Annotated in this window: 25 protein-coding genes, 8 tRNA genes and 1 rRNA gene; 3 read left to right on the top strand and 31 right to left on the bottom strand. The window is 40.0% G+C overall.

Translation table 11 applies throughout. From position 1 onward, the window contains the following. Window positions 1–18: 18 nt before the first annotated feature. From IHV10_RS21345 to IHV10_RS21320, 6 genes are all read right to left on the bottom strand, one after another. Entirely contained in the window at window positions 19–480 is a 462-nt protein-coding gene (locus IHV10_RS21345) for a C40 family peptidase (protein ID WP_197134313.1), read from the bottom strand. Window positions 481–785: 305 nt separating this feature from the next. Then, complete coding sequence (locus IHV10_RS21340; protein ID WP_197134310.1) at window positions 786–1,946, bottom strand: GerMN domain-containing protein; 1,161 nt, start codon at window positions 1,944–1,946, stop codon at window positions 786–788. Further along, window positions 1,933–2,478 (bottom strand): RNA polymerase sigma factor SigX, encoded by a 546-nt coding sequence (gene sigX / locus IHV10_RS21335; RefSeq protein ID WP_197134307.1) that lies wholly within the window; start codon window positions 2,476–2,478, stop codon window positions 1,933–1,935. The genes IHV10_RS21340 and sigX overlap by 14 nt, the downstream gene beginning before the upstream one ends. 427 nt (window positions 2,479–2,905) lie before the next feature. Beyond that, complete coding sequence (locus IHV10_RS21330) at window positions 2,906–3,517, bottom strand: TetR/AcrR family transcriptional regulator (protein ID WP_197134304.1); 612 nt, start codon at window positions 3,515–3,517, stop codon at window positions 2,906–2,908. Window positions 3,518–3,568: 51 nt separating this feature from the next. After that, complete coding sequence (locus tag IHV10_RS21325) at window positions 3,569–4,486, bottom strand: GNAT family N-acetyltransferase (RefSeq protein ID WP_197134301.1); 918 nt, start codon at window positions 4,484–4,486, stop codon at window positions 3,569–3,571. A 180-nt stretch (window positions 4,487–4,666) separates the two neighbouring features. Beyond that, complete coding sequence (locus IHV10_RS21320; protein ID WP_197134298.1) at window positions 4,667–4,966, bottom strand: hypothetical protein; 300 nt, start codon at window positions 4,964–4,966, stop codon at window positions 4,667–4,669. A 111-nt stretch (window positions 4,967–5,077) separates the two neighbouring features. Between IHV10_RS21320 and IHV10_RS21315 the strand changes: the two genes are divergently transcribed. Next, window positions 5,078–7,480 (top strand): transglycosylase domain-containing protein, encoded by a 2,403-nt coding sequence (locus tag IHV10_RS21315; RefSeq protein WP_197134295.1) that lies wholly within the window; start codon window positions 5,078–5,080, stop codon window positions 7,478–7,480. Window positions 7,481–7,510: 30 nt separating this feature from the next. On the opposite strand, the gene IHV10_RS21310 is transcribed toward IHV10_RS21315, so the two are convergent. Continuing rightward, complete coding sequence (locus IHV10_RS21310; protein WP_197134293.1) at window positions 7,511–8,380, bottom strand: metal-dependent hydrolase; 870 nt, start codon at window positions 8,378–8,380, stop codon at window positions 7,511–7,513. Between the two features lie 132 nt (window positions 8,381–8,512). Further along, complete coding sequence (locus tag IHV10_RS21305; protein ID WP_197134289.1) at window positions 8,513–9,001, bottom strand: DinB family protein; 489 nt, start codon at window positions 8,999–9,001, stop codon at window positions 8,513–8,515. 127 nt (window positions 9,002–9,128) lie between these two features. Here IHV10_RS21305 and IHV10_RS21300 point away from each other — a divergent pair, with 127 nt between their 5' ends. Further along, on the top strand, window positions 9,129–9,302 hold the full coding sequence (locus tag IHV10_RS21300; protein WP_197134286.1) for a YjcZ family sporulation protein: 174 nt from the start codon (window positions 9,129–9,131) through the stop codon (window positions 9,300–9,302). A 63-nt stretch (window positions 9,303–9,365) separates the two neighbouring features. Here IHV10_RS21300 and IHV10_RS21295 read toward each other — a convergent pair whose 3' ends face one another. The 13 genes from IHV10_RS21295 to sigW form a co-directional block, all read right to left on the bottom strand. Then, window positions 9,366–10,370 (bottom strand): ABC transporter permease, encoded by a 1,005-nt coding sequence (locus tag IHV10_RS21295; protein WP_197134281.1) that lies wholly within the window; start codon window positions 10,368–10,370, stop codon window positions 9,366–9,368. Further along, complete coding sequence (locus IHV10_RS21290) at window positions 10,367–11,221, bottom strand: ABC transporter permease subunit (protein WP_197134278.1); 855 nt, start codon at window positions 11,219–11,221, stop codon at window positions 10,367–10,369. Before IHV10_RS21290 ends, IHV10_RS21295 begins: the two co-directional genes overlap by 4 nt. A gap of 9 nt (window positions 11,222–11,230) precedes the next feature. After that, entirely contained in the window at window positions 11,231–11,725 is a 495-nt protein-coding gene (locus IHV10_RS21285; protein WP_197134275.1) for a hypothetical protein, read from the bottom strand. An 89-nt stretch (window positions 11,726–11,814) separates the two neighbouring features. After that, window positions 11,815–12,237: a pyridoxamine 5'-phosphate oxidase family protein gene (locus tag IHV10_RS21280; RefSeq protein ID WP_153236608.1), complete on the bottom strand. Its 423-nt coding sequence runs from the start codon at window positions 12,235–12,237 to the stop codon at window positions 11,815–11,817. Between the two features lie 92 nt (window positions 12,238–12,329). Then, window positions 12,330–12,791 (bottom strand): SRPBCC family protein, encoded by a 462-nt coding sequence (locus IHV10_RS21275; RefSeq protein ID WP_197134272.1) that lies wholly within the window; start codon window positions 12,789–12,791, stop codon window positions 12,330–12,332. Continuing rightward, window positions 12,785–13,135: a MerR family transcriptional regulator gene (locus tag IHV10_RS21270; protein ID WP_197134269.1), complete on the bottom strand. Its 351-nt coding sequence runs from the start codon at window positions 13,133–13,135 to the stop codon at window positions 12,785–12,787. Before IHV10_RS21270 ends, IHV10_RS21275 begins: the two co-directional genes overlap by 7 nt. A gap of 189 nt (window positions 13,136–13,324) precedes the next feature. Continuing rightward, window positions 13,325–15,034, bottom strand: coding sequence for an ABC transporter ATP-binding protein (locus IHV10_RS21265; RefSeq protein ID WP_197134266.1), 1,710 nt, complete (start codon window positions 15,032–15,034; stop codon window positions 13,325–13,327). 228 nt (window positions 15,035–15,262) lie between these two features. Then, window positions 15,263–17,065, bottom strand: coding sequence for a glutamine--fructose-6-phosphate transaminase (isomerizing) (glmS, locus tag IHV10_RS21260; RefSeq protein ID WP_197134263.1), 1,803 nt, complete (start codon window positions 17,063–17,065; stop codon window positions 15,263–15,265). A 480-nt stretch (window positions 17,066–17,545) separates the two neighbouring features. After that, entirely contained in the window at window positions 17,546–18,886 is a 1,341-nt protein-coding gene (gene glmM / locus IHV10_RS21255; RefSeq protein ID WP_197134260.1) for a phosphoglucosamine mutase, read from the bottom strand. Between the two features lie 18 nt (window positions 18,887–18,904). After that, window positions 18,905–20,224 (bottom strand): CdaR family protein, encoded by a 1,320-nt coding sequence (locus tag IHV10_RS21250; protein WP_197134256.1) that lies wholly within the window; start codon window positions 20,222–20,224, stop codon window positions 18,905–18,907. Further along, the gene (cdaA, locus tag IHV10_RS21245) at window positions 20,208–21,041 is read right to left on the bottom strand and encodes a diadenylate cyclase CdaA (protein ID WP_197134253.1); all 834 of its coding nucleotides are present in this window, start codon (window positions 21,039–21,041) and stop codon (window positions 20,208–20,210) included. Before cdaA ends, IHV10_RS21250 begins: the two co-directional genes overlap by 17 nt. Before the next feature lie 202 nt (window positions 21,042–21,243). Beyond that, the gene (locus IHV10_RS21240) at window positions 21,244–21,918 is read right to left on the bottom strand and encodes an anti-sigma factor family protein (protein WP_197134250.1); all 675 of its coding nucleotides are present in this window, start codon (window positions 21,916–21,918) and stop codon (window positions 21,244–21,246) included. A 5-nt stretch (window positions 21,919–21,923) separates the two neighbouring features. After that, the gene (gene sigW / locus IHV10_RS21235; protein ID WP_197134246.1) at window positions 21,924–22,499 is read right to left on the bottom strand and encodes an RNA polymerase sigma factor SigW; all 576 of its coding nucleotides are present in this window, start codon (window positions 22,497–22,499) and stop codon (window positions 21,924–21,926) included. A gap of 200 nt (window positions 22,500–22,699) precedes the next feature. Between sigW and IHV10_RS21230 the strand changes: the two genes are divergently transcribed. Beyond that, on the top strand, window positions 22,700–22,870 hold the full coding sequence (locus IHV10_RS21230; RefSeq protein ID WP_171005666.1) for an aspartyl-phosphate phosphatase Spo0E family protein: 171 nt from the start codon (window positions 22,700–22,702) through the stop codon (window positions 22,868–22,870). Window positions 22,871–22,902: 32 nt separating this feature from the next. On the opposite strand, the gene rocF is transcribed toward IHV10_RS21230, so the two are convergent. From rocF to rrf, 10 genes are all read right to left on the bottom strand, one after another. Beyond that, a complete protein-coding gene (gene rocF, locus IHV10_RS21225; RefSeq protein ID WP_197134243.1) occupies window positions 22,903–23,802 on the bottom strand; it encodes an arginase in 900 nt (299 codons plus the stop codon). Window positions 23,803–24,374: 572 nt separating this feature from the next. Continuing rightward, a tRNA-Ala gene (locus IHV10_RS21220) sits at window positions 24,375–24,450 on the bottom strand. A gap of 12 nt (window positions 24,451–24,462) precedes the next feature. Next, window positions 24,463–24,536 (bottom strand) — tRNA-Gly (locus IHV10_RS21215). 45 nt (window positions 24,537–24,581) lie between these two features. Continuing rightward, window positions 24,582–24,666 (bottom strand) — tRNA-Tyr (locus tag IHV10_RS21210). Between the two features lie 70 nt (window positions 24,667–24,736). Continuing rightward, window positions 24,737–24,812: transfer RNA gene (locus IHV10_RS21205), tRNA-Thr, on the bottom strand. A 12-nt stretch (window positions 24,813–24,824) separates the two neighbouring features. After that, window positions 24,825–24,900, bottom strand: a tRNA-Val gene (locus IHV10_RS21200). Between the two features lie 15 nt (window positions 24,901–24,915). Beyond that, window positions 24,916–24,990, bottom strand: a tRNA-Glu gene (locus tag IHV10_RS21195). A gap of 31 nt (window positions 24,991–25,021) precedes the next feature. Next, window positions 25,022–25,097, bottom strand: a tRNA-Thr gene (locus IHV10_RS21190). Between the two features lie 9 nt (window positions 25,098–25,106). Continuing rightward, a tRNA-Asn gene (locus IHV10_RS21185) sits at window positions 25,107–25,181 on the bottom strand. Between the two features lie 46 nt (window positions 25,182–25,227). Continuing rightward, window positions 25,228–25,343, bottom strand: a 5S ribosomal RNA gene (gene rrf / locus IHV10_RS21180). Window positions 25,344–25,496: the final 153 nt, after the last annotated feature.

Genomic DNA, 25,496 nt, shown 5'->3' with positions numbered 1-25,496 from the left:
CAAGGACAGTACACGCATCTACTCAGGTAAATATCTTTTAGAACCTACATACGTTCCCTTCCAGTACTTAGCATCGAGTGACTGTATCCGTACACCTTTTGAAGTAGCTGCGATAAACTCTTTATTCCCCATATAGATGCCTACAAATGAGACGCTTTTACCATTTGTTTTGAAAAATACGAGGTCACCTAATTTTTCTTTTCCTTTTGCAACGGGTGTGCCGCCTTTATACTGATCAGCCGCCGTTCTTGGCAAACTTTTGTTCACTACTGTTGTTTTGAATATATATGTGGTAAACCCTGATGCATCAAATCCTTTTGGTGTTGTGCCACCCCATTTAAATGGAGCTCCTTTGTAGAGTTTAGCCGTTTCTGTCACTTCTTGATCATAAGATGGAGATGCTTTTGCTGCAGATACACCACCTAAGATCAACAGAGCTGCGAGTCCTAATGAAACTACTGCGACGAGTAAACGTTTCATGAATAACATCCTCTCTTTAATGAACTCTTTTACTCTATTAGTCGTCGGCCACAGAATTTAAGTTACTTTCTTTTCATAAAAAAAAGACTGCAAATTGCAGCCTTTTTCGACATACGTATTTATATTAGATTCTTTTCTAAAAGATTGTTGCATTCTCTTTTTAAATTACGTCTATGACAGTTGATTGGAGAGGAAGGTGTGAGACACTTATACGTGAAACGTACGAATGTGGTTCACTGTCTGCCCCGCGGAAAGCGAAGCACCTGGAGTGGAGATCAACTACTATCGGGAAGCAACATTGTATATCATTGATAGAAGTTTGCACCGGTCACTCCTTCAATCTCTTCATCAAGCTGATAAGGGCCAATTGAATCGAGCTTTGTGTTATTAAACTTCACAGACTCAAAACCGTAGCTCTCAGCTGTTAATAGAATAGCATCGATCATCATCAGGTCTTCCGTATCATCTGCTGATAATTTTATAGAGTCAGGAAATGTAACCTCTACATCATCCTTGTTAATTATTTTCACACCTAATACTGTATCTTTTGGTAACAATGGCTTAAGTCCACGCTTTTGCTCATCATCCATCATCTCAAGCGCATCTGTAAACTCTTTTGGCATTGAATTAGCGTCTACCCCCGTTGAAAACAGACTTACGATAAACGAATCTGTTGATGGTGCGTCATAACGGAAATGCGGAGCTCCTGGAACCTGAAGATCCCATTCTGAAACTGTACCATATCGCGGAAATTCATAGCCATTTTCACCGTTCATGCGAAATTCAACCTTTGCCTTCTGCCCTTCATTGGCAAAAGTCATTGAAATGAGTGCTTGTAGCAATGGTTCTTCTGCTTCGTTAATCGTATCCTTTGGGAAATCAACAATGACCGTTTCTTCTTCTTCGGTTATTTTAGCCTTTTCTAATGGACTATTTGTTAATCCAACATCGCTTGGATTAAATGTGTTAAGTTCTTTATTTACTTTATTGACGTAATAATCTGCATCAGTTAAAAAACTTACAGGTATGACAAGCTGTGCTTGTTCATCCAAGTAACCTACAGTCACCCAGTCTTTGTTCATTGCTTTAATATTTTTATCCAGATAAGGTGCATGATAAGCAACGGAAGGTTCAGTTTTCATGATTCCAACTGAGTTTTGATCCTTATCCGCTGAGTCATCTAAAGACTTTCCTTCCATCTTATCGTTTTCAGCGACCTTGGAGTTTTCCATCTGCACACCGTTCTTGATCAGATCTGGGGCAAAAACACCAAATATGACGAGCGCGCAAGCTGTAGCTAGAGCCGGTAGACTCCATGAAGGAAGCCGCTTTCCCTTATTGTCCTTATAATTAATATTTGCCTGAACCTTTAAGAAGAGCTCCTGCTTGGATCGGCGGTCTCTTATCGGGGGCAAATGCTTAAGGTGCTGTTCAATTTTTTCTTCGTCCCACTTAATTGGTTCCATCTTTCAATTCCTCCTCCAGGCCCGGTTGCTGATCCAGCCATTTGCGCAATTCTTTTATAGCCCGGTGCTGGGTGGTCTTCACTTTACTTTCGGTCCAACTTAATATTTGCGCAGTTTCTGAGATCGATAATGACTGAATGTACCGAAGTACAAGCACTTGCTGCTGATCGAGTGAACAACGTTTCATCATTGTATATAAATCTCTGTAAGACTCTTTTTTTGCAACTAACTCTTCTGGAAGGGGATCCTGATCACGCAATAAACTCTCACTTTCTTTTATATCAAAAAATAGGAACCGTTTGTTGCGTCTTGATTGTTTTCTAAGCCAGTCAATGGCCACGTGCCTGGCAATGGAATACAACCATGTTTTCTCTGAACTTTTGCCTTCGAAACTTTCGTAAGCGTTTAACACTCGGATATAAACCTCTTGCACAAGATCTTCTGCCGATTCACGATTTCGTACCATATAGAAGATAAATTGAAATAATGCCGTATGGTACTCATCATACAGTCGGTCGAACGTTTCTTTCACTTCGGGTGGCCCCCTATCTCTATGTATTTATGTAGTCGAATATTCTTATAAAAAGTTACATTACAAATATGTTACTTCTAAGTCTACTCTTTTTTATATCATCTCGATAGGACCATTTGGTCGATAAATCCCAACAAAAGTGGAACTCCTTAGACAAAACTAGCCAGTAAATATGCCTCCAGCAAGATAGGTGGTATTTTGGGGTGAGAAAGCAAACCAGCATCGATACGTAGCGGGGTATTTTGAATGTTTATTCAAGAAATATTTATGATAAGACCATGGAGTTTTGGATTTAATCCCGCGAGTTTTTCTCATATATCCGCGAGTCGACATATCTCGATGTCTTAGTATATTCAAATACCCTCACTACTCTCTAGCATCTCTTAGCACATATAAAAAAGACACCAAAAAATATGGTGCCTTCTCTTTATTTCGTTTTCACATAGCTTAAAAACATCTCTTCAATCGTATCCCAAGCAATTCGATACTGTTCTTCTTCTCCTAAAAATGAATAATGAAGTACATTACCATCACGAACAGCCCAAAAAATTCGTGATACATTTTGCGGATCCAGCTCTTTTTTGATTTCTCCCGATTCCTGACCCTCTACTATGATTTTAACAATATAATCGATAAACCGATTGTATCGTGCTGCAAGAATAGACCGTAGATCTTCTTGTCTTGATCCATAGAGCCAGAATTCAATATATACACGCATCGTCTGCTGATCATCTTCTTTTAACTCTTGCTTTTTCCAACGTTTGAATAGATTTTCAAGCTTTCTGCTAGCACTTTTAAGAGAGGCGTTCTCTTGTTCCATATCTTCAAAAAATTCATCTGTACGCTTTTTTAACAGCTGAAGATAGATCTCTTCTTTACTCGCAAAATAGTTATAGATCGCACCTTTACTAATGTTCGAATCTTTCACTATATCGTCAATAATCGTAGCTTGATATCCCTTTTCACTGAAGCATTTTAAGGCGCTCTCAAGAATGTGGTTGCGTTTCTCTTCTTTATACTCAGCTGAAACTTTAGGCATGATGCTTCCTCCATTTATGACACGTCTTCCTTGATAAGTATAACAGAGTTTTCAGTCTATTTCGGAAAAAGTTTTCACCGCTCGATAGTCGTTCGTTTGTCTGATCCCTCGTTCCATGTGTACTTGTTCAACATACGTCGAAAACCCTGTTTTACGCAGCAGTTGGTTTACGTGATCCTCTTTTTTAGGAATATTAATCGTCATCCTTTTTACTGACCCTTCAGCGGGTGCGAATACCGATTTTACTAGTTCTCTAACTGTGTCTTCTTGTAAGGCATGCTCATCGTCAATCACACATTGATAGAGTAGGATAGCAGATAGCTCTCCCGTTTCTTTATAGATTCTTTTATAAACGGCGTATCCGAGTGGTACTTCTTCCTTTACCCCAATCACACAGATAAAATCTTTTAAACTTTGAAATTGCGTCTGCCATGCGGTAGTAGATTTAAAAAAAGGCAGTTGTTGTATATCATGCATGGATACTTCCTGCACCTTTACATCTGAACATGTATCGTTCCAAGTGCTAATGACTCCTTCATGCTGAAGATATGTCAGCTCTTCGAACGTCACATAACCCATACTTTCATATAGTTTAATAGCAGTTTCATTTTCTTTGATGGCTTCGAGCCTTGCGATTTCAACTTTCTCTTCTTCATATATCTTTAGGCAGACCGATATAAGCTTCTTACCTACACCCATCCCTCTAAAAGCTGGAGCAATCGCGGTTCCACCGTTCCATACGTATCGTTTGCCGTTGATCGTTCGAAAGCTGTTCAGCACAAACCCTGCTAACTTGCCATCGTAAACAGCCACGACTGACTTTTCTAAAGAAATCCCTTCACCAGCAATCTTTAGTATGAATCGATTAAGGTCCATGGTCATATCTGAGAAATAATGCTTCCACGATTCGTTCCATAACAAGATCGCTTCATTAAAAGTTAACTCACTAAATCGTTTAATGACTAACACCACAATCACTCCTCTATCCTCTTTTAAAACGACTGGTCGTTTTATTAAATTTTATAAAATAAAGGATGCAATGGCCAACATATTCGTTCGACAAAAACAGTATTGTTTCTAAAGGCTTAGTAAAATCAATAATAAAGCTGATATCAAGTGGTTCATTCAAGATATCAGCTTCTTATACTTTTATGATTTTTCTTCAAACAGCATCTTAAAGTGATCATAATACTCTTCTACTTTTTGATCTTCTTGCTTCAAGTAATCGTCTAGTTGTTGTTCTGATGATAACTGAAGAGCCTTTTCTCCAAATTCACTCATATCATCTAACACACCAGATGTTTTTTCTCCAATCTCAACATCTTCTTTTAAAAGTTGAGCGACTTCCGTTAGCTTATTGATTTGTTCTTCATTTATGTTCTTGTTTTGATGAATTTCTTCCAACATGGAGTAAATGATCTGAGCTCTTTCTTTTGTCTGTGTTTTCATAGAACCACTCCTCTATTTAACCTTTCCCTCATCGTGTGCCTTAATAAACTGTTTTATATTTACAAGTATTGGGTAAATCAGGAGTAGTAACTTAGAGAAAGGAAGAGTGCTGTGGCGAAAAGGTCTGTACTTCGTCAGAAAAGAAAACGTTCAGTCTGGATTCGGCGAACGGCTATTGTTACATTAATTCTTTTCTTATCCAGCGTGACATTTGGAGGTGCTTTAATCTATGCATACGTGAACGGTACTCCAAATCTTACAGCGGATGACTTAAAAGATCCTCAATCATCGATGATCTATGACATGAACGATGAGTTCATCACATATGTAACAGGCTCTGAACGACGAGAATATGTCAAGATCGATAACATTCCAGAACTCATACAACAAGCATTTATTTCGACAGAAGACGTTCGCTTTAAGGATCACATGGGAATTGATGTGAAGCGAATTGCCGGAGCTGCCGTTGCAAATGTACAAGACGGATTCGGTGCTGAAGGGGCAAGCACGATCACACAGCAAGTTGTTAAAAACTCTGTCCTGTCATCAGAAAAAACTCTTGAACGAAAAGTGCAAGAAGCCTACCTTGCTATTCAGTTAGAACAAAAATACTCTAAGGATCAAATCTTAGAGATGTACCTCAATAAGATTTACTTTGGAAGCGGTGCTTATGGAGTTGCAACAGCTTCAAAGACATATTTTAATAAACCGCTGAAAGAGCTATCACCTGCTGAAGCGGCTCTTTTAGCTGGTCTGCCTCAAAGACCGAGCAGTTATGACCCCTTTCTTCACCCTAAAGTGGCAGAAGAAAGACGCAACACCGTACTGCAGCTCATGTATAAAAATGGCGCAATCACAAAAGAACAAAAAGAAGAAGCTGTTAACACACCCGTAACAGACTCCCTCTCAAAGGAAAAAGCAAAGCGATTAAAATACGATGCCTTTATTCAACAAGTAATTAAAGAATTAAAAGAAAAAGGGGTATCTGAACGTTCTATATATGAAGGCGGATTAAAGATTTATACAACACTTGATCCAAAAGCTCAAACTCACACCGAAAAAGTGTTATCGACTGAAGAATATGTGAACTATCCAAATGACAAATTTAAGGCCGGTGTCGCACTGCTCGATACAAAGACAGGTGTGATTCGGGCACTAGGCGGGAACCGAACAAGCGGTGACCAAAACATTGAAAAAGGCTTTAACTACGCCACTGATATTACACGCCAGCCGGGCTCGACCATTAAGCCAATCTTGGATTATGGTCCAGCTATAGAAAAGTTTAAATGGTCTACCTATAAACAGATTAAAGATGAGGAGCTAGAGATTGACGGTTGGGAAGCTGGAAACTGGGATGATGAATTTCATGGAGATGTTTCTATGAGAGAAGCACTCGTTCATTCCTACAACATTCCTGCGATCAAAACCTTTATGGAAGTTGGCTCAGAAGATGCTGTAAGCTTTGCCAAACAGCTAGGCATTCCCATTAAAACGGCTCATCCCGCCTATGCGATTGGCGGATTTGGCAAAGGACCCTCACCTTTAGAACTAGCAGGCGCTTATACAGCATTCGGAAACCAAGGCGTCTATCATAAACCGACCACTCTTCGTAGTGTGAAGTATCCGGATGGTTATGAAACGAAGTACGAATCTAAGCCTGTTGCAGCCATGCATGATTACACGGCATATATGATTACCGATATGCTAAAAGATGTTGTTAACCGAGGAACAGGAACGCTTGCCGCTATCCCTGGGTTAGAGGTTGCAGGAAAGACCGGAACGACGAATATGCCTGATGGTCTTGATCACATTGAGAAGGGCTCTAGTGACTCCTGGTTCGCAGGTTATACAACTAACTATACAGCAGCCGTATGGACGGGATATGACAAAACAACAGCTCAGAGCTACCTAACACCTGAAGACCAAAAGATCGCCAAATACATCTTTAAATCCATTGTCTCAGAAGTTTCAAAGGATAAAAAGACTGCAGGATTTTCTAAGCCAAAGTCGGTTGAGGAAGTCTATATTAATAAAGATACCGGCTATGTAACGAAAAGTAATAGTGGTTCTAACGTCACAAAAGAATTGATCGTAAAAGGTACATCACTAAAAGAGATGACTGCTCCGGTTAAGACCAAAAAAGCAGGTAAGAAAGAACGAGCGAAGAGTAACAAGAATGATGAAGATAAAAATAAAGACGAAAAGAAAGATTCAGACAAGGTTAAGGAAGAAGAGAAAAAGAAAGAAGACGAAAAACAAACAGAGCCTCCTCCAACAAAACCAGAAGATGAGGCCGATCCGCCACCACCACAAGATGACAACCCGGATGATCCTGGAACAGATCCTGAACCTGAGGATCCACCGACAGTGCCAGATCCACCTCCAACGGAACCGCCTCCTACAACAGACCCGCCACCAACCGATCCACCACCAGCGGACGATGGTGAAGGTACGGGAACAGGTACGGGAACAGGAGCTGGTGCTGGTACAACCGGCACAACAACTACACAGTAGTAAAAAAAGTAACCCGCTACTTTTAGCGGGTTACTTTTCTATAAACTCATACAAAAAGGATTCTCCGTTACGATAAAAACGAGGATCATAGATTCCGAGTTTTTCCTCTTCTTCAACCACGACAACGAATGGAGACCAATCATAAAGTGTTTTTGCTCGTGGATTCTCTTCAAACAGCGGCTCTAGATCCGCTTCATCGCTGGAAACCAATCGATGCTCGATCTCAGGCTCAATAAAAATGCTATCTTTTATAATTTCTACTTCACTATCTTTTTTCCCGATCACTTGAAACTGAGTAGGAACAAAGCCAGCTGCTAATGCTACCTCATCATACTTTTCTTTTGCTTCGTTATAGACCACATAGCCTTGGAGAGATTGGATCGCAACATGTGCAACCATCAAAATCCATACCACGCGAAAAACTTTGAAACGATCGGATGGCTCTTTTTTTCTTGAAACGATAAAACCAGCAAGCATCAAGAACCAATATACAAAATCAACGATTGGAATCGTACCAAATGTGACTCGATAGCTTGAAAAAGGCTCTAGATACCCTGTTCCCCACGTGTTAAAGAGATCGCTCGTATTATGAATAAACACGGCCAAAAGCGCCCAGTAGAAAAGCCTTCGATCCTTCACTTTAAATAAAAGCCTGCTAAGAAGATAGATGATAATACCCCAAACAGGTACGAGGAAAAAAGAGTGTGTTAATCCTCTATGCCACATTTGCTGCATGATGCGGCCCGTTTCTGTAAGGTTTACGACCACATCTATATCAGGGATCTGACTGCCGACCACTGTCGTAAACAACAAAGCCCTCTTGTGTGACTTGTCCATATTCATTTTATTCGCAGCGCCATACAACGTTAAACCAAACAATGTGTGAGTTACTGTATCCATAGGTCCTCTTTAATTCGTTTTTCTTTTATGTTAACGAAAAAAAGAACTTCTGTCTTGATAGAAGCTCTTTTAAAGTTTACCATTATTTCCTAAGATAATTTCCGGGGAAATTCGACTTTATTTCCTACTTGTTTACACTTCTTGTTTGGATAGTTCAATCCCTTTGTTCAAAAGGAATTTTTCAATCTGCTGTTTGTGATGATTGTCGTGTTCAACCAATCCCTTGATATATTCACATAATGTAACCCATGAATGACTCATTTGGATTTTCTCTTCCCATATAGCAGTCGGCACTTCTTGAAGTTTCCTAGCTAAAACGAGTCTGCATTCAATCACTTCATCAATTAAAGCATTCTTAGAGATACCCGATTTAGCTTCATGGGCAGCATTTCGGTTTATTTCTTCTACATCCCCTTTTTTTGGCGGAGTGTTCAATTTCTTTAAAAAATAAGAAAGTCTTTCATCCCAAACAAAGACATCCCACGCTTTTAGATGGGCGATGATTTCACCTGTAGACCACTTACCTTCATGAATAGGCTCTAACCAATATTCTTCAGGCATTCTTCTAAGTTCATCGAGCGAATTCACTAAACTGCTATACTGCTTAATCACTTCACTCATTAACATGTCCTCCTAGCATTTCATTAAACTTTTTCACTTTAATAGGATTTTGTCCATGTCACTCCTTCTTCTGGGACATACACTAAGATGAAAGCATAAGGCACAAGAAAGAAGGAGGACTTACAGCATGTTTGGAAAAAGACAAAAACAACAACGTAACTGGGGCTATCCAGGTTACGGATATGGTTCCTGCACTCCATGTGGTTATGGCTATGGTGGTTACGGCGGCGGAAGCGGAGTTTTCGCTTTAATTGTCGTGCTATTTATCCTTCTCATCATCATCGGTGCGACGTTGAGATAGTAATTCGTTAAAAAGGCAAGAGTCTATGCTCTTTGCCTTTTTAATTTGGAATCATGTGCTGGTTCAACCTGTCTTCTTTTGTGATAAAAATACAAATGACTTTCTTTCTACCAAGCTAATGTTTGGCTTTCGTTCACCCCTGCTTTTCACCTTTTTGGGGATAGGCAGCTTGTTCACTGACCGTTTGATGCCCTCTCCCATAAAATTAAATGCTAATATGACAGCGGCAAAACTGAACACTGGAAAGAACACGAGCCATGGTGCTAAACGAAGCTGATAATAATACCCTCCTATCAGCCCTGACCATTCATTGGAGTCTGATGCTGGTATTTCATATTCGTTTGTAAATTCCCTCATCGTTGTTCCTCCAAAGAATACGCCTAATATTCCTAGGTGAGCTAACAAAAGGAGGACAGCAATCACTTGTTGTACATAGATTAATAACAACTTTGGCCATAGATGGGGCAGTATGTGTTTTGATAGAATTCTTACTCTTGAACCCCCCATTAATTTAGCGCTTGTAATAAACTCTTCTTTTTCGATCAAGTTAATCTCTTCTTTTATTAAAATAGACGTGTTCGGAACAGCGATTGCTATGATAAGTAGCATCTCAAAAAATGCTTTCTCCCAGAATGTGAAGTTTTCTAGTTGTATTATCGGTCCTACAATAAAAAAGATTAACAACGCTGACGGAATGTAATAGAACGATTGAGATAATCCTTTTATAAACGGCATCACTCTTCCCGCTCTCCACAACAGAAACGATCCGATGAATGATAGACCGACTCTAAGCAAGCTGACGACTAGCGCGATACCAATCGTGTATTTGGCTCCAGATATAATCTGAGAGAACAGATCAGCTCCCATCCGGTCACTGCCAAACCAGTAAAGACTGGACGGTTCAAAAGGCGCCTTTTCTTTGGGCATTCCCTCTTCATCGTGTATATACTGTTCTTCATAAATTTCATTATCCAGCACGATTTGATGATAGAAGCTAGCGATCAGAAGGCCAAACACAAACAAGAATCCTACAATAAAGAAAGGATCTTTCCATATATTTTTTATCATTTTTCACCAACCCACTTAAACGTGATCACTCGTAACAATGTGAAAAAAAGAAACATCGGAACAAATAGCAGCAGCATGGAGATCGTAAAGACTGCCGGATTTCCACTAGTCCTGATAAGTGATGTAATGCCATAAATATTAAACAAAAATTCGATCATCAGCAGGTTGGATAGCATAAACCATAATATATTTCGTGACTGGTGAAATACACTTAGCAACGTATTTGGAAGAACATGGCGCCATAAGATTCGAAAGCGGCCCATTCCTTTACTTCTTGCCGTATCTACGTAAAGCTTTCCATACTCTTCTTCTATGTTTAATAATAGAATCCGCAAAATAAGAAAGGTCGGCAAAATGGTTAAGCATAAAATTGGAACAAAATACGTCTTCTGATCGTACAGAGATACAATCTGAAATAATAAGATGTTCGTTTTCTTAAAGAACCATACGATAAAAAACTGTATACCAATCGCGATTAATACATCTGGAATCGATTCAAAAACAAAAGAAAATACTCTTATTCTATTCTTTAAGCCCGATGGAAGCATGAATATGAATAGAGCAAACAATAATGCTACGATAATCGCTATAAAGAATGCAGCAAACAGAATGGTAACCGAGTATCCATAGATTCCCCACATGCTTGGAAAGAGCGGGTATGGACCACTTTCTGCAAAGTACATGATCTCTTCAGGGTTCAGCATGACTCTAAACATTTCAGTTATTCCATCCAAATAACCGCTAGTGTTGAATGTCATCCCACTGAACATATAGGGAACAGATCCTAATAGAATAATTCCAACGACAGAAAGAACCATTGATAGAAAACTATCTTTTAAAATATACGGCATGATAAACCCCTATTCCTGACTTTTATAGTCCGCTTTTGCTAGATTAAAATCTCTTGGACTGAATAGTGCGACTAATAGTGTAGAAACTTCTGTTGTACATCCATCTACCATCAAGTTTTGAGGGGAATCCAAAATATAGCTACATTCAATCTCACCAGTTGGCATACCGAATGTCTTGTTGTTGTTCCTGAAAATCGTTTTATCTTTATTCATATAGTGCAATTCACTCGTTGTCGATTCACCTTTTTTAGAAAAGACCGTTATCTGCAGCTTGCTTTCTTTGTCTGCTTTTACATCATCTAAAAAGGTGAACATTGGAACAAGATGCTCGGTTTTAGTCGCTCCTGTCATAAGTTCAGTTTCCTTTTCGGAAAGATTTTGAATGACCACATGATCTTTTTTGATCGCATCTTTAATCGTGAACTTCGACTCCTTTTCAGCTTCTTTTTCAGAGCACCCCGTAAGAAGAACACCTGCAATAAATAAAGCCCTCCATTTTTTCAAACTAATCCCCCTTTTTATTACAAATGTCTTTCTTTAAGAATTTAGACGTACAAAGGCCCCTCTTTTATTCAAAAGAGAGGCCTTTATTTTTATAATTCTAATGTTTGTGGTTCGTGTTCACCGTCATTCATAAGTCGGATCAAGCTTGGTTTGATTTCAAGCAAGATATAGTTAGGATCATTCGGACCTTCAAAATAATGTTTCATTTGATCGTTCCAAAACTTTTCCTTTAACCCTTGATCATCTCGAATTGTAGCTGTTCCTTCGATTTCAAGGTAAGGATCGTTGTATCCTTCTCCATCATAGCCGACTAGTACGTGAACATTTGGATTATCTTGAATTTCGTCCGCTTTATGTGTCTCGATACTTGTTGGCGTGTAAAATGTGAGTTCGTCGTGGAAGAAGGTCATATAGCGAGAATGTGGCTTGTTTTTCTTTACCGTTGCCAGCACACCTGTCTGTTTTTTGTCTACTACTTCAAATACTTTATTTTTCATCTGTTCTTTATCCATGTCATCCACTCCTTAAAGTTTGGCTCTATTATATCTACCTTTTAGGATGGAAAATAAAACATCATGTTATACATAGATGAAACAGAGAGTTTTTACACTGTCGCATTTGTTAGGCTTTCTCTTTCAACGGTCTCCATAAAATCATGAACGACTTTATTGTTGTTTTTGTCTCCAGCAATTTTTAACATCACTTTCCCTAAAAAGTTGATGCCTTTATTTGAACCTTCATAAACAAACTGAGTCGTATTTTCATCCATTTTAATAAGAGTGAACGCTGTTTGAATCTCAAATGCTTTTGCCAAGCTAAAGCCGATTTCCAGATGCTTACGATTAACAGTATCTTCGTATGCCAACGTTTCTACGATATACGTTTCTACCCTGCGTCCTTCTTTATAGGACTGCTTGTACGTAGTACCCACCACACCCTCTTTCTTCTCAATCGGTGTATGCTCTACAACGTTCGGCATGATCCTTTGAATATTCTCATCAGAAAAAAGCACCCAAACTCTTTCAATGTTTACTGGTATCGTTCTCTCTTCTTTCCACGTTAGCATTTTTCATCCTCTTCCTTTCCCCATAATAAAAATTGATCGATCTCATCTATCGTGCCGTATAGTTCATCTATCTTTTGTTGAATATTTCTCTTTTTTTCGTTTAATATGTGCTCTAGATTCTCGAAGGATTCATCTTCAATAACAGAAAGCATCTCTTGGATGGTGAAGTTAAAGGTTCTCAAACGAGCTAAGATCATTGCAATTAAGTAAGATCCGTTATCGTAGTATCGATACTTATTCTTAGGATCGACATAGACAGGCTCTAATAACTTCACTTCTGCATAATATCTAAGGGTCTCTTTGCTCAATCCTGTCATTTCAGAAAACTCACTTACTCGATACATGTATCATTCACCGCCTGCTATTTCATCATAAACCGTGTTGTGCACCACATGGTCAATTCTTTTTTTATATTCCTTTATTCTTCCTCAAGCATCTCTTTTATTCCTTTTATAGGACTAATACTTTCTTATCGTATAAAAAAGCCCCCTTCTCTATGTGAAAAGGGGACTCGTATGAATGGAGTAATCCACTCATCCAAATTGCGCTGCATGTAAACGGCTATAGATTCCTTTTGATGCTAACAGATCGTGATGGTTTCCTTGTTCTGCAATTCCTTCATTCGTCACGACCATTATTCGATCCGCATTTTTTATCGTTGCAAGTCGATGTGCAATTACGAGTGTCGTTCTTCCTTCTGTTAATTCTTCTAATGCTTTTTGAATCGCAACTTCCGTTTCCGTATCTAATGCAGATGTAGCTTCGTCAAGAATCAAGATCGGCGGGTTTTTCAAGAACATACGAGCAATGGCTAGTCTCTGTTTCTGACCTCCCGAAAGCTTGACTCCTCTTTCGCCGATCACTGCCTGAAGTCCTTCTGGCTGATCTTTAATAAAGTCATCCAATCGAGCTCTCTTCGCAGCTTCCATAATTTCAGCATCGGTCGCGTTTAGGTCACCGTAAGCAATATTTTCTTTGATCGTACCTGAAAAGAGAAAAACATCTTGCTGCACGATACCGATTTGTTTTCGTAACGATTGTAGCTTCATCTCTTGGATGTTGATCCCGTCTATTGTAATGGATCCATTTTGCACATCATAAAAACGAGGCAGCAGACTGCATAGCGTTGTCTTCCCTGCGCCAGATGGTCCGACAAACGCGACAGTCTCACCAGAGCGAATGGATAGATCGATATTATTCAAAACTGATCTATGACCTTCATAACCAAACGTCACACCCTGATAACGAATCGCTCCTTTTAAATCGACTTCAATAGCATCTTCTGAATCTGCTATATCTGGTTCAGTGTCCATGATTTCTACAAACCGCTTAAAACCAGCTATTCCTTTCGGATAGCTTTCAATCACAGCGTTTATTTTTTGAATCGGTCCGATTAAAATGTTTGATAAGAGAATAAAGGCAACAAACTGCCCATACGTTAGCTCACCTGAGATAACAAAATACGTCCCAAACAATAAGGTGAAAAGCGTAACTAACCTCATTAATACATAGTTGGACATAACGTTCTGAGCCATGATCTTATAGGATTGAAGCTTTGTAAGTCGATACTTCTTATTGTTTTCTCTAAACTTTTCCTGTTCATATTTTTCGTTCGCAAATGCTTGAACAACCCGGATTCCACCGATGCTGTCCTCTACTCTTGCATTGATCTCCGCTACATCTTGAAACATCTTTCTAAACGTGATCGTCATTTTTTTATTAAAGTAAATCGCTAGAATGATCAATATAGGGATAACGATAAAAGACAAAACAGCGAGCTTCCAATTGATCGTTAACATGAGGCCGAACGATCCGATCAATGTCATAATGGCCACAAACACATCTTCTGGCCCGTGGTGAGCAACTTCTCCGATCTCTTCTAAGTCTTTCGTAAGACGAGAAATACTATGACCGGTCTTATTGTTATCATAATAGCCGAACGAGAGTTTCTGCATATGAGTGAACAGCTGCTGACGCATATCTGTTTCAATATTGATCCCAAGCTTGTGCCCCCAGTACGTGACAACAAAATGAAGAAACGTATTTAAAAGATAGACGAGCAACAAACCTAGACAAGCTAAAGAGATAACTTCCCAGTTTCCATCAGGAAGAAGTTTATCGATCACTTGGTTTACAGCTAACGGAAAGGCCAATTCCAAAATTCCAACAAGAATGGCACATGAAAAATCAAGTATGAACAACCACTTATAGGGTCTATAATAAGCAAAAAAGCGAGCTAACACGTATAGACCTCCTTTTCTGTTTTAATTGAAATAGCACTAATTGAAATCCATTCTCAATTATACAGAATAATGGGTTTTCTTACAATTTAAAATGACTGCACCGTTGTATGATCTTTGAAAGTGGTTGCTTTACACTCCCAAAAACAACAAAGTTTACGAAAACAGACTTTTTTAAGCATGAAAAAACCTCCCGTATCACTACAGGAGGTTTTTGTGCTATTAAATGATCTATTCTACTGTTACTGACTTCGCAAGGTTACGCGGCTTATCTACGTCACAGTCGCGGTGAAGCGCTGCGTAGTAAGAGATCAGCTGCATCGGAAGTACAGATACTAACGGCGTCAAGTATGGGTGGATCTTCGGAAGAACAACACGGTCGCCTTCTTCTTGCAGACCATCCATAGAGATCACACATGTGTATGCTCCACGTGCCGCTACTTCTTTCACGTTACCACGGATGCTTAAGTTAACATGCTCTTGTGTTGCAAGCGCGATAACTGGTGTTCCGTCTTCGATCAATGCAATCGTACCGTGCTTTAATTCTCCTCCAGCAAAACCTTCTGCTTGGATGTAAGAGATTTCTTTTAATTTTAGTGCAGCTTCTAAACATACGTAGAAGTCAGCAGCACGCCCGATGAAGAATGCGTTACGAGTTACAGCTAAGAACTCGCGTGCGATCTTCTCCATCTCTTCTTTTTGGTCACAAAGTACTTCCATCGCGTTTGCAACAATTGCAAGCTCTTGTAGCGGATTGAAGTCTAACTCGATGCCTTTTGCACGAGCAGAGTCAACAGCTAGTATTGCTAGTACTGCAATTTGAGCTGTGTATGCTTTCGTTGATGCTACTGCGATCTCAGGACCAGCATACAAGTTAAGCGTGTAGTTTGCTTCACGAGAAAGTGTAGATCCTGGAACGTTCGTGATTGTTAATGCTTTGTGTCCAAGTCTCTTCACTTCAACCAACACGGCACGGCTGTCTGCAGTCTCACCGGATTGTGAGATGAAGATGAACAACGGCTTTTGTGATAAAAGCGGCATGTTGTAAACAAACTCACTCGCGATGTGTGCTTCAACAGGAATGTTAGCGATGTTTTCGATCAGCTGTTTCCCAACTAGACCAGCGTGGTAGCTCGTTCCGCAAGCGATGATATAAACACGGTCCGCTTCTTTCATCGCGGCACGGATATCATCATCCAGCTTAAGATCGCCATTTTCATTTTGGTATTGATTGATGATGTTACGCATTACGAAAGGCTGCTCATCTATTTCTTTTAACATGAAATGAGGATACGTGCCTTTTTCGATGTCGCTTGCATCTAATTCAGCTGTATAAGGTGCGCGCTCAACAACTGTACCGTCAAGAGTCTTGATCGTATAGCTGTCACTTGTCACGATTACGATTTCTTTATCCATTAATTCAACGTATTGATCAGTTTGAGAAAGCATTGCCATCGCGTCACTTGCAATAACGTTAAAGCCTTCACCTTTACCTACCAATAACGGGCTCTTGTTCTTACCAACATAGATGGTTTCAGGGTTTTGGTTGTCGATTAGTCCGATCGCATAAGAACCTTTTAACTCAGACAATGTACGGCGGAATGCTTCTTCCACTTCCATACCTTCGTTCACAAAGTATTCTACTAGCTGAACGATAACTTCTGTATCTGTTTCAGACAACAATTCAACACCTGAGATGTATTGTTTCTTCACCTGTTCATAGTTCTCGATTACACCGTTGTGTACAAGTGTAAAACGCTCTGTTGAACTTTGGTGTGGATGAGAGTTAACTCGGCTTGGAACTCCGTGAGTTGCCCAGCGTGTATGTCCGATTCCAACGGATGCATCTACCCCAAGATCTACGTTTTCGCGCAGATTTGCAATACGTCCTTTTTCCTTAAACACATGAACTCCGTCTTCATTAAGTACAGCGATACCAGCTGAGTCATATCCGCGGTATTCTAATTTTTCTAATCCGCGTAAAAGAATTTCCTTCGCGTCATTATTCCCAATATATCCAACGATTCCACACATAAATAAACGTCCTCCTTAAAGCCATCACACTCTGCTGACGGCTTTCATAAGGGGGGCCGTGAGCGGGGCTCACAACCCCACCTATGTTCTCTATTTTTATTTTTTTCACTTGCTTTCGTCTTTGTACAGGAAGTCACCTTACCTGGTTTGAACAAAAGCTTACGGAAGTGATGTTCCGAGAGGCATCCGCCGAAATATCGATGAACCTCTTCCTCGTCAACTGCTCTTTTCCCGGTCAGCAGTTCAGGCGCTTTGGATGAATGATTAAGTGTAAACTCCTTCCTTTTATTTGAAGTAAACAAAAATAATCATACACGGGTTTTTCAAAACCGTCAATTATTATTCTTTCCCAAACTGAGAAAAAATTGAAACATAATGTTCCATAATAATAAAAATATGCATACACAGCTCTTTCTGTGAGCCGCATATGCATATGTTTCGTGCCCTTTTTTATTTTATGAGGGACAGTTTCTTATTAATTTAAACGAGCTCAGCCTTTACTACTTCTACGATTTTATCTGCATGCTCTTGGCAGAGTTCTTCTGTTGGAGCTTCAACCATTACACGCACGAGTGGCTCCGTTCCAGAAGGACGCACTAGCACTCTGCCGTTTCCTTCAAGCTCAGTTTCCACTTTATCGATCGCGGCTTTAATCGCATCATTTCCGTTTAGTTTAGACTTATCTGCAACCTTCACATTGATAAGAAGCTGCGGGAATTTTGCCATCTCACCTGCAAGCTCTGATAATGGCTTTCCGGTTGCTTTTAGAATGGCAGCAAGCTGAATGCCAGATAGAAGTCCGTCTCCTGTTGTTGTGTAATCTAAGAAGATGATGTGACCAGACTGTTCTCCACCCAGATTAAAGTCGTTCTTACGCATCTCTTCCATTACATAACGGTCACCTACAGCTGTTTGTGCTGATTTCATCTCGTTTGCTTCTACAGCTTTATAGAAACCTAAGTTACTCATTACTGTTGAAACGACTGTATCTTGCTTCAAACGTCCTTGCTCTTTCAGGTGCTTTGCACAGATGAACATGATTTGGTCTCCATCGACAATGTTTCCTTTTTCATCGATCGCGATCAAACGGTCTCCGTCACCGTCAAATGCTAGCCCCATGTCGCATCCTTTTTCTTTTACAAGTTCAGCAAGCTTTTCAGGATGTGTACTTCCTACACCTTCATTGATGTTTAGGCCGTTTGGACTTGTGCCCATCGTTGAGATGTCTGCTTCAAGATCAGCAAACAGATGTGGTGCATGTGATGATGTAGCTCCGTGCGCGCAATCTAAAGCGATATGAAGACCAGAAAAATCTCCAGGAACCGTTTGTTTCAGATAATGCATATACTTTTGGCCGCCTTCAAAATAATCGCTGACTGAACCTAAGTCGCCGCCTACAGGACGAGGAAGTTCATCCGTTTCATTATCCAAAAGGGCTTCGATTTCTGCTTCTTGCTCATCTAGTAGCTTGAAGCCATCTGCTCCAAAGAATTTAATGCCGTTATCTGCTACTGGGTTATGCGACGCTGAAATCATAACACCTGCTTGTGCGCCTAAAGCTTTTGTTAAGAAAGCAACTCCCGGAGTAGAGATTACGCCTAAACGCATTACTTCCGCACCGATGGATAGAAGTCCCGCTACAAGAGCACCCTCTAGCATCTGTCCCGAAATACGCGTATCACGCCCGATTAAGATTTTAGGTCTTTCAGTATTTTTTGTAAGAACATATCCTCCAAAGCGCCCTAATTTAAATGCTAGTTCAGGCGTAAGCTCTGTATTTGCAACTCCTCTAACTCCGTCGGTACCAAAATATTTTCCCATTATTGCTCTCTCCTTCAACTATTGACTGCTAGTTTCTGTTTGAATTTCCACACTGGCTTCCTGAACTGTACCTGTCAGATCAACATCCCCTGGATTTTTCCAATCTATCTTCACTTTATGCGTTCCTTGATCAAGTGAGCTCACATCTACGATTCCCTGCAGATCTGACTTTTTAAGGGAATTAAGCACACTCTTTTTCCCTCTTACTGTTACATCTACAACACCATCTGCCGGATCTAGTATCGTTGCTTGTTTGTCGGCGTCCCTTCCAAGCAGCGTTAATGGAACATCACTGAACGTTTTTGTCGTCTCTTGATCGGTTTCTTGTTCTGCTTCTGTTTCTGTACCTGCTTCTGTTTCGGTTTCAGCCTCATTACCCGTTTCTTCAACGTTTACATCTACTGTCACTTCTTTTATTGAAACGTCGTCAATTCCGTCTGGTACGGGAACATCAACGGTCAGCGTCGTGTCTTTTTTGATGTCACTTAAATCTATCGTTATTCCTTTAAATGAATCGATTTTATCTAAAGAAGTTGTTGTACCTGTCAATGTGATCTCGCTCGGATCAGATGTGATCGATTGAAGGGTAAGCCCCTCCTCTAGTTCGCCTTTCGTTTCGATAGATATCGGTACCGTTTTCTTAGGCTTCTTGATCGGTACAGACACCTCCGCTACTCCAGGGTTGATCTGAACATCAATTATATCTCCTTGCTGATTGTACGCACGCAGAGGAACTTTGGTTTGGATCGTTTCATCTGCATCACTTACGTCCACAAATCCTGTGATGAATGAGATCTGTTCGATCATCCCCTCAGCACCTGTAACATTGACCGTTCTCGGTGAAAACTCAACCTCACCCGCTGTATATCCTTCAGGCAGTTTTCTCTTATTCTTCAAGTCCACGTTCACATTCATTTCTTTTGTTACTTTTTTATGCAGGATGACATCCACATAGTCGGGATTAATCTTAGCCTTTACCCCTTCAGGCAGACCTTGAACTTGAACTTTTACCCGCTTGTTGCCAGGTTTCATATTGGTTAGATCAATATAGACTTCGAATTCTTTATCCACTTTTGTCGCTTTTGTAATCAAACGGCTAGAACCCGTTAAAGTAAGATCAACCGATGATGGCATATCAGTAAGAACATATTGATCATCATCAAAGTATGGTTTGATCTGTACGTTCTCGATCGTTTCACTCTCAGTGTACATTTTTGAGAATATCGAATTGTTTGCTGCTTCTTCCTGTGTCTCCATCGTTACGATCGTATACATCATGAGGGCAAGAAGGAAAGCAATAATTTTTACAAACCATGAACTACTAAGGAGTTTGTCCATTTTTCTTTCCCCTCCAATTCCAGCGAGTTGAGGAAGTGGACTTGTTGGCAATAATCAATTCTGCGTTTAACAAATTTCTTAATGACTCTTCGTCCAGGTTACGATAGATCTCTCCATTTTTCGTAAGTGAGATCGTACCTGTTTCCTCAGAAACAATAACCGTTACAGCATCTGTAACTTCACTAATTCCTAGTGCGGCTCTATGTCTTGTCCCAAGCTCTTTTGAAACAAACGGACTTTCCGTTAAAGGTAAGTAACAACCTGCCGCGTAGATCTGACTTTGTTTAATGATGACCGCTCCATCATGTAATGGAGTATTCGGTACAAAGATATTCGTCAGTAGTTCTGATGATAGATGCGCTTTAATCGGAATGCCAGTTTCCACATACTCACTCAATCCCGTTTCGCGCTCGATCGACATGATCGCACCTATACGTCGCTTAGACATATAGTTCGTTGACTTACAGATCGCGGCAATGGCTTTTTCCGTTTCTTCCTCTTCAGGTAATCCTGTACGAGAAAAGAACTTCCCACGACCAAGCTGTTCTAACGCCCGTCTTAACTCTGGCTGGAAAATGATAATGATAGCAAGAAGCCCGTATGTAATCACTTTATCCATCAGCCATGACATCGTTCTAAGATCGAACGAACTACTCAGGAACCATACTACAATGATTACGGTGATCCCTTTTAACAATTGAACAGCTTTTGTTCCTCTGATCAGCATGATCAGCTTATAGATCACATACGTCACTAATAAAATATCTATGATCTGTGTAATGTAATTAAATATATTAAAATCAGCGATTGGTAACATAAATTCCCTCCCAACCCAGTTTGTCTTCCAAGTTGAAGTATTTAGTGGTGCTAAACAGGTTATTGCTATAATGAAATGCTATTTCTTCAAACACTACCAAGAAAAAATTTTTAACCCATTTATTATAGCATACCTCAATGTAAAGAAAACTTGGCATGACATTCACATGTTTTACTCATGATGGTTGGATGATGATTGCCATTTATACGATTTGCACATGAAAAAAAGCCGTATGAGAACGGCTTTCTATATGAGTATCATTCATTGCTTCATCATTTGTACTAACTAAAGATTTCAACTTATACCATACCCATTCGACCACTTGGCCGATTTCCTGACTGTGACCCGTTACTTCCCCTGCAGATGCAAGATATTGATCACCTTTTATGACCGTAACGTCACCTTCTACTCTGCCTTCTATTCGAACATCAGCATTCTCTACAACTAGATCGCCTTTAATAGTTTCTCCAGCAGGAACGACTACTACGCGTTCTGACTTTTTGATCTGCAGGTTTCCTTCACCTTTTACAACTGCTAAATCTTGCTGATTGTAACTCGTAAACACGGATGCAGCCATAAAAAACATAAAGATCGCCGCAGCTGTTAGAGCAGGATGACTCTTCATCCAGCGCATCCATTTTACCTGTTGCCTCTCTTTAGGCAATTTAGCCATCACAGCCTCTGTAAAGCCTTCTGGTGCCTTCATATGAGATTGCAGCTGCAAATCCTTCAATGTCGCAGTCAGCAGCTCAAACTCTTCCCTACAGTTCTCACAATCTTTAAGATGATTGTGAAAGTCTAATTCCTCTTCTTTTGTTGCATCACCATCAAGCACTTTATTCATTAATTCATCATATACGGAAACTTCACAATGCATTATTATCACCTCGTTTTTACAACCATTTGAAATACTTTCTTTAATGCTTCCCGTCCTCGATGTATACGAGTTTTTACTGTTGGAACAGGTATGTCCATAATCTTGCTGATCTCTTCTAACGATAGATCCTCAACGTATTTTAAAAGAATTGCGGTCCTGTATTTTTCAGGAAGCTTCATGATTTCTGACTGAAGTTCATTCCACTCTTCGTTCTCTGTAACTACTTCTTCAGGTAAAGGCTCCTCACTCGAAAGCTGGCTATACATGGTAGCACCATCTGTCCCTGGTACTTCTGCATCTAAATAATAATCTGGCTTCTTTTTCCTTAACCTGTCGATACAAAGATTTGTAGCGATACGAAAAATCCAGGTTGAAAATTTGTATTCACTATTGTACTTACTTATATTACGGTAAGCTCGTAAAAAAGTTTCTTGTGCTAAATCTTCTGCTTCATGTCCATTGCCGACCATCCGGAAACAATGCCGGTATATTTTATCTTTAAAAAGGTCAACAATGCCTTCAAACGCTTCTTGGTCCCCTTTTTTAACTTGGGTCACCATATTCGCTATTAAGGCGTCCATTATTTTATCACCACTCGGATTTTATTTACGTACCAGCATTTCATAAGTTTCAAATCTTTTCATATTATTTTATTTTATCATGTTGCAGAATTTGACGAAATAAAAAGGTATTTTTTTCTAAATAATGCGTTTTAAATAAATCAGACCTGGGAATATTAATCATATAAAATATTATGCTGAGGCAGAAAGGGGTAGTTTGTATGCATAGAGATTTATTAATCGAACAGATCGAACACTCCAGACAGCAAATGAATGAACTTTCAAAACATCTTCCACTAATCGCACAAGAAGTAGTTGAACTCTCACAAGAGATTGATCACCTGCTTAACCAATACCAACGCATAAATGAAAAAGAACAGTTGCATCTATAAAGAGGCAACTGTTTTTATTTTGTCTTCGTCTATTATAGTAGCTTTTCTCCAAATAAAGAACCCATTAAAGCTACAGCCACCGTCGCTGTTTTGTTCTTTTCGTCTAAAATTGGATTAACCTCTACAAATTCCGCAGATGTTATAACTTCCGCTTCAGCTAACATCTCCATTGCCAAGTGGCTCTCTCGGTAGCTGATCCCTCCAAGTACAGGCGTTCCAACACCAGGTGCATCATGAGGATCAAGACCATCTAAATCGAGACTCAAGTGTACACCATCTGTGTGAGCTAAGTATTCAATCGTTTCTTCCATAACCTTCGCCATCCCCAGACGATCTACTTCATGCATCGTATATACTTTGATTCCTCTTTCTTTTATCAGCTCACGTTCACCTTCATCTAAGGACCGCGCGCCAATGATTACAATATTTTCAGGTTTGATCTTTGGTTTATAGTCACTAATGTTTGTAAGTCTCTCATGACCGATACCAATGCTTACCGCAAGTGGCATCCCATGAATGTTTCCACTCGGTGAAGTATCGGCAGTATTCAGATCTCCATGCGCATCGTACCAAATAACTCCTAAATTCTCGTAGTGCTTAGAAACCCCAGCTAACGTACCAATCGCAATACTATGGTCTCCTCCAAGCACGAGTGGAAACTTCTTGTTGGAGATTACATTTGATACAGTTTGTGACAGCTTTTCACTCGCATCAATAACACCTTGTAAATTTTTCAGGTTACCTTCGTTTTCAATACTTTGTTTTTCTGGACGAGCAATATCTATATCACCAAAATCTTCAACACGATAATCCAGGTTTTCAAGGCGTTCAACAACACCCGCATATCGAATCGCACTCGGTCCCATATCTACACCACGGCGCATTTGTCCTAAATCCATCGGTACTCCGATTACTGTAATATCTTTCAACATTTTTCTTCCTCCCTTATGAAAAACACATAAAACATGAAAATCTATCTCTATTGTAGCTGTAAGGGATTTCATGGTTCAACTGGACAAAATGTTGCATAGATATACCAAAAAGAAAGCGCTTTCGACCTTAAGTTACATATTTATAAGGTTTCGGATAAGAAAGGACAAAAAAGAAGATGGCTTCGAGCCATCTTCTTTCCGTTTTTCTTAACTCTGTTTAACTTATCAGTACTGAAATGGGGTATATTTAGAGGTTCCGTTACATGAGTAGATAAATAGACCGCTAAAACAAATACCACTCGGGGTATTTGTGATGCTAATTCTAGAAAATATCAAGATATTTCGCAAATAATACGGCGAGTTTTGTTCCTATATCGGCGAATCGTCATAGTTCCACAATAAATATGAAGCACATACCCTTAACCCTATTCCATAACTGACACATGTATACGTGATCACACTATACACTAGCAGCCAAAAAGTTAATATCTCTATCAAACGAGAAGTATTTTAAAGTCTTCTAAACAATAAAAAAACTTCAGGCATCGCCTGAAGTGAAATGATTATGTATATGGTGGAGCTTAGCGGGATCGAACCGCTGACCTCCTGCGTGCAAGGCAGGCGCTCTCCCAGCTGAGCTAAAGCCCCGAAGAAATAATATGGAGCGGGTGATGAGAATCGAACTCACGACCAGAGCTTGGAAGGCTCTTGTTTTACCACTAAACTACACCCGCATATTCTATTAGTATCGTCTAACTTTTGTATCGTTAAACATAAGATGGTGGAGGGGGACGGATTCGAACCGCCGAACCCGGAGGGAGCGGATTTACAGTCCGCCGCGTTTAGCCACTTCGCTACCCCTCCACATAAAAAAAGAGAGTTACTCTTCAAGCACTTCGTTGTGCTCTGTGTCTACTATCAAAGAAAGTAAACATGGTGCCGGCTAGAGGACTTGAACCCCCAACCTACTGATTACAAGTCAGTTGCTCTACCAATTGAGCTAAACCGGCAAGCAAAAAAAATGGTGGAGGATGACGGGTTCGAACCGCCGACCCCCTGCTTGTAAGGCAGGTGCTCTCCCAGCTGAGCTAATCCTCCAAATATTTATAAAAATGGTGACCCGTACGGGATTCGAACCCGTGTTACCGCCGTGAAAGGGCGGTGTCTTAACCGCTTGACCAACGGGCCATAACTGTATGTTTTAAAAGTAAGTATGATATGGAGCTTCCAACCGGGCTCGAACCGGTGACCTCTTCCTTACCATGGAAGCACTCTACCTGCTGAGCTATGGAAGCAAGTAAAAATGGCTCCACAGGCAGGACTCGAACCTGCGACCGATCGGTTAACAGCCGATAGCTCTACCACTGAGCTACTGTGGAATAATGTAATGAAAATCCACAACTAAGTTGGAATTTTGAGATTTTAGCCCAGCGACGTCCTACTCTAACAGGGGGAAACCCCCAACTACCATCGGCGCTAAAGAGCTTAACTTCCGTGTTCGGTATGGGAACGGGTGTGACCTCTTTGCCATCATCACTGGACCTAGTTACTTATGTAACACTCTCAAAATCATTTATCCTGTTGGGACAAGATAAATTTTATTATATTTTAAAGCTTTTTGCAAGAGAATTTTTAATGATTTTCATCATTTTTTTATGTTCTCTCAAAACTAGATACGACGTTTCCAAACGTTA

The sequence above is a fragment of the Fictibacillus sp. 5RED26 genome, from assembly GCF_015903895.1.
In the GTDB taxonomy this organism is placed as follows: domain Bacteria; phylum Bacillota; class Bacilli; order Bacillales; family Fictibacillaceae; genus Fictibacillus; species Fictibacillus phosphorivorans.
This window is presented reverse-complemented; position numbering and strand designations above follow the sequence as displayed.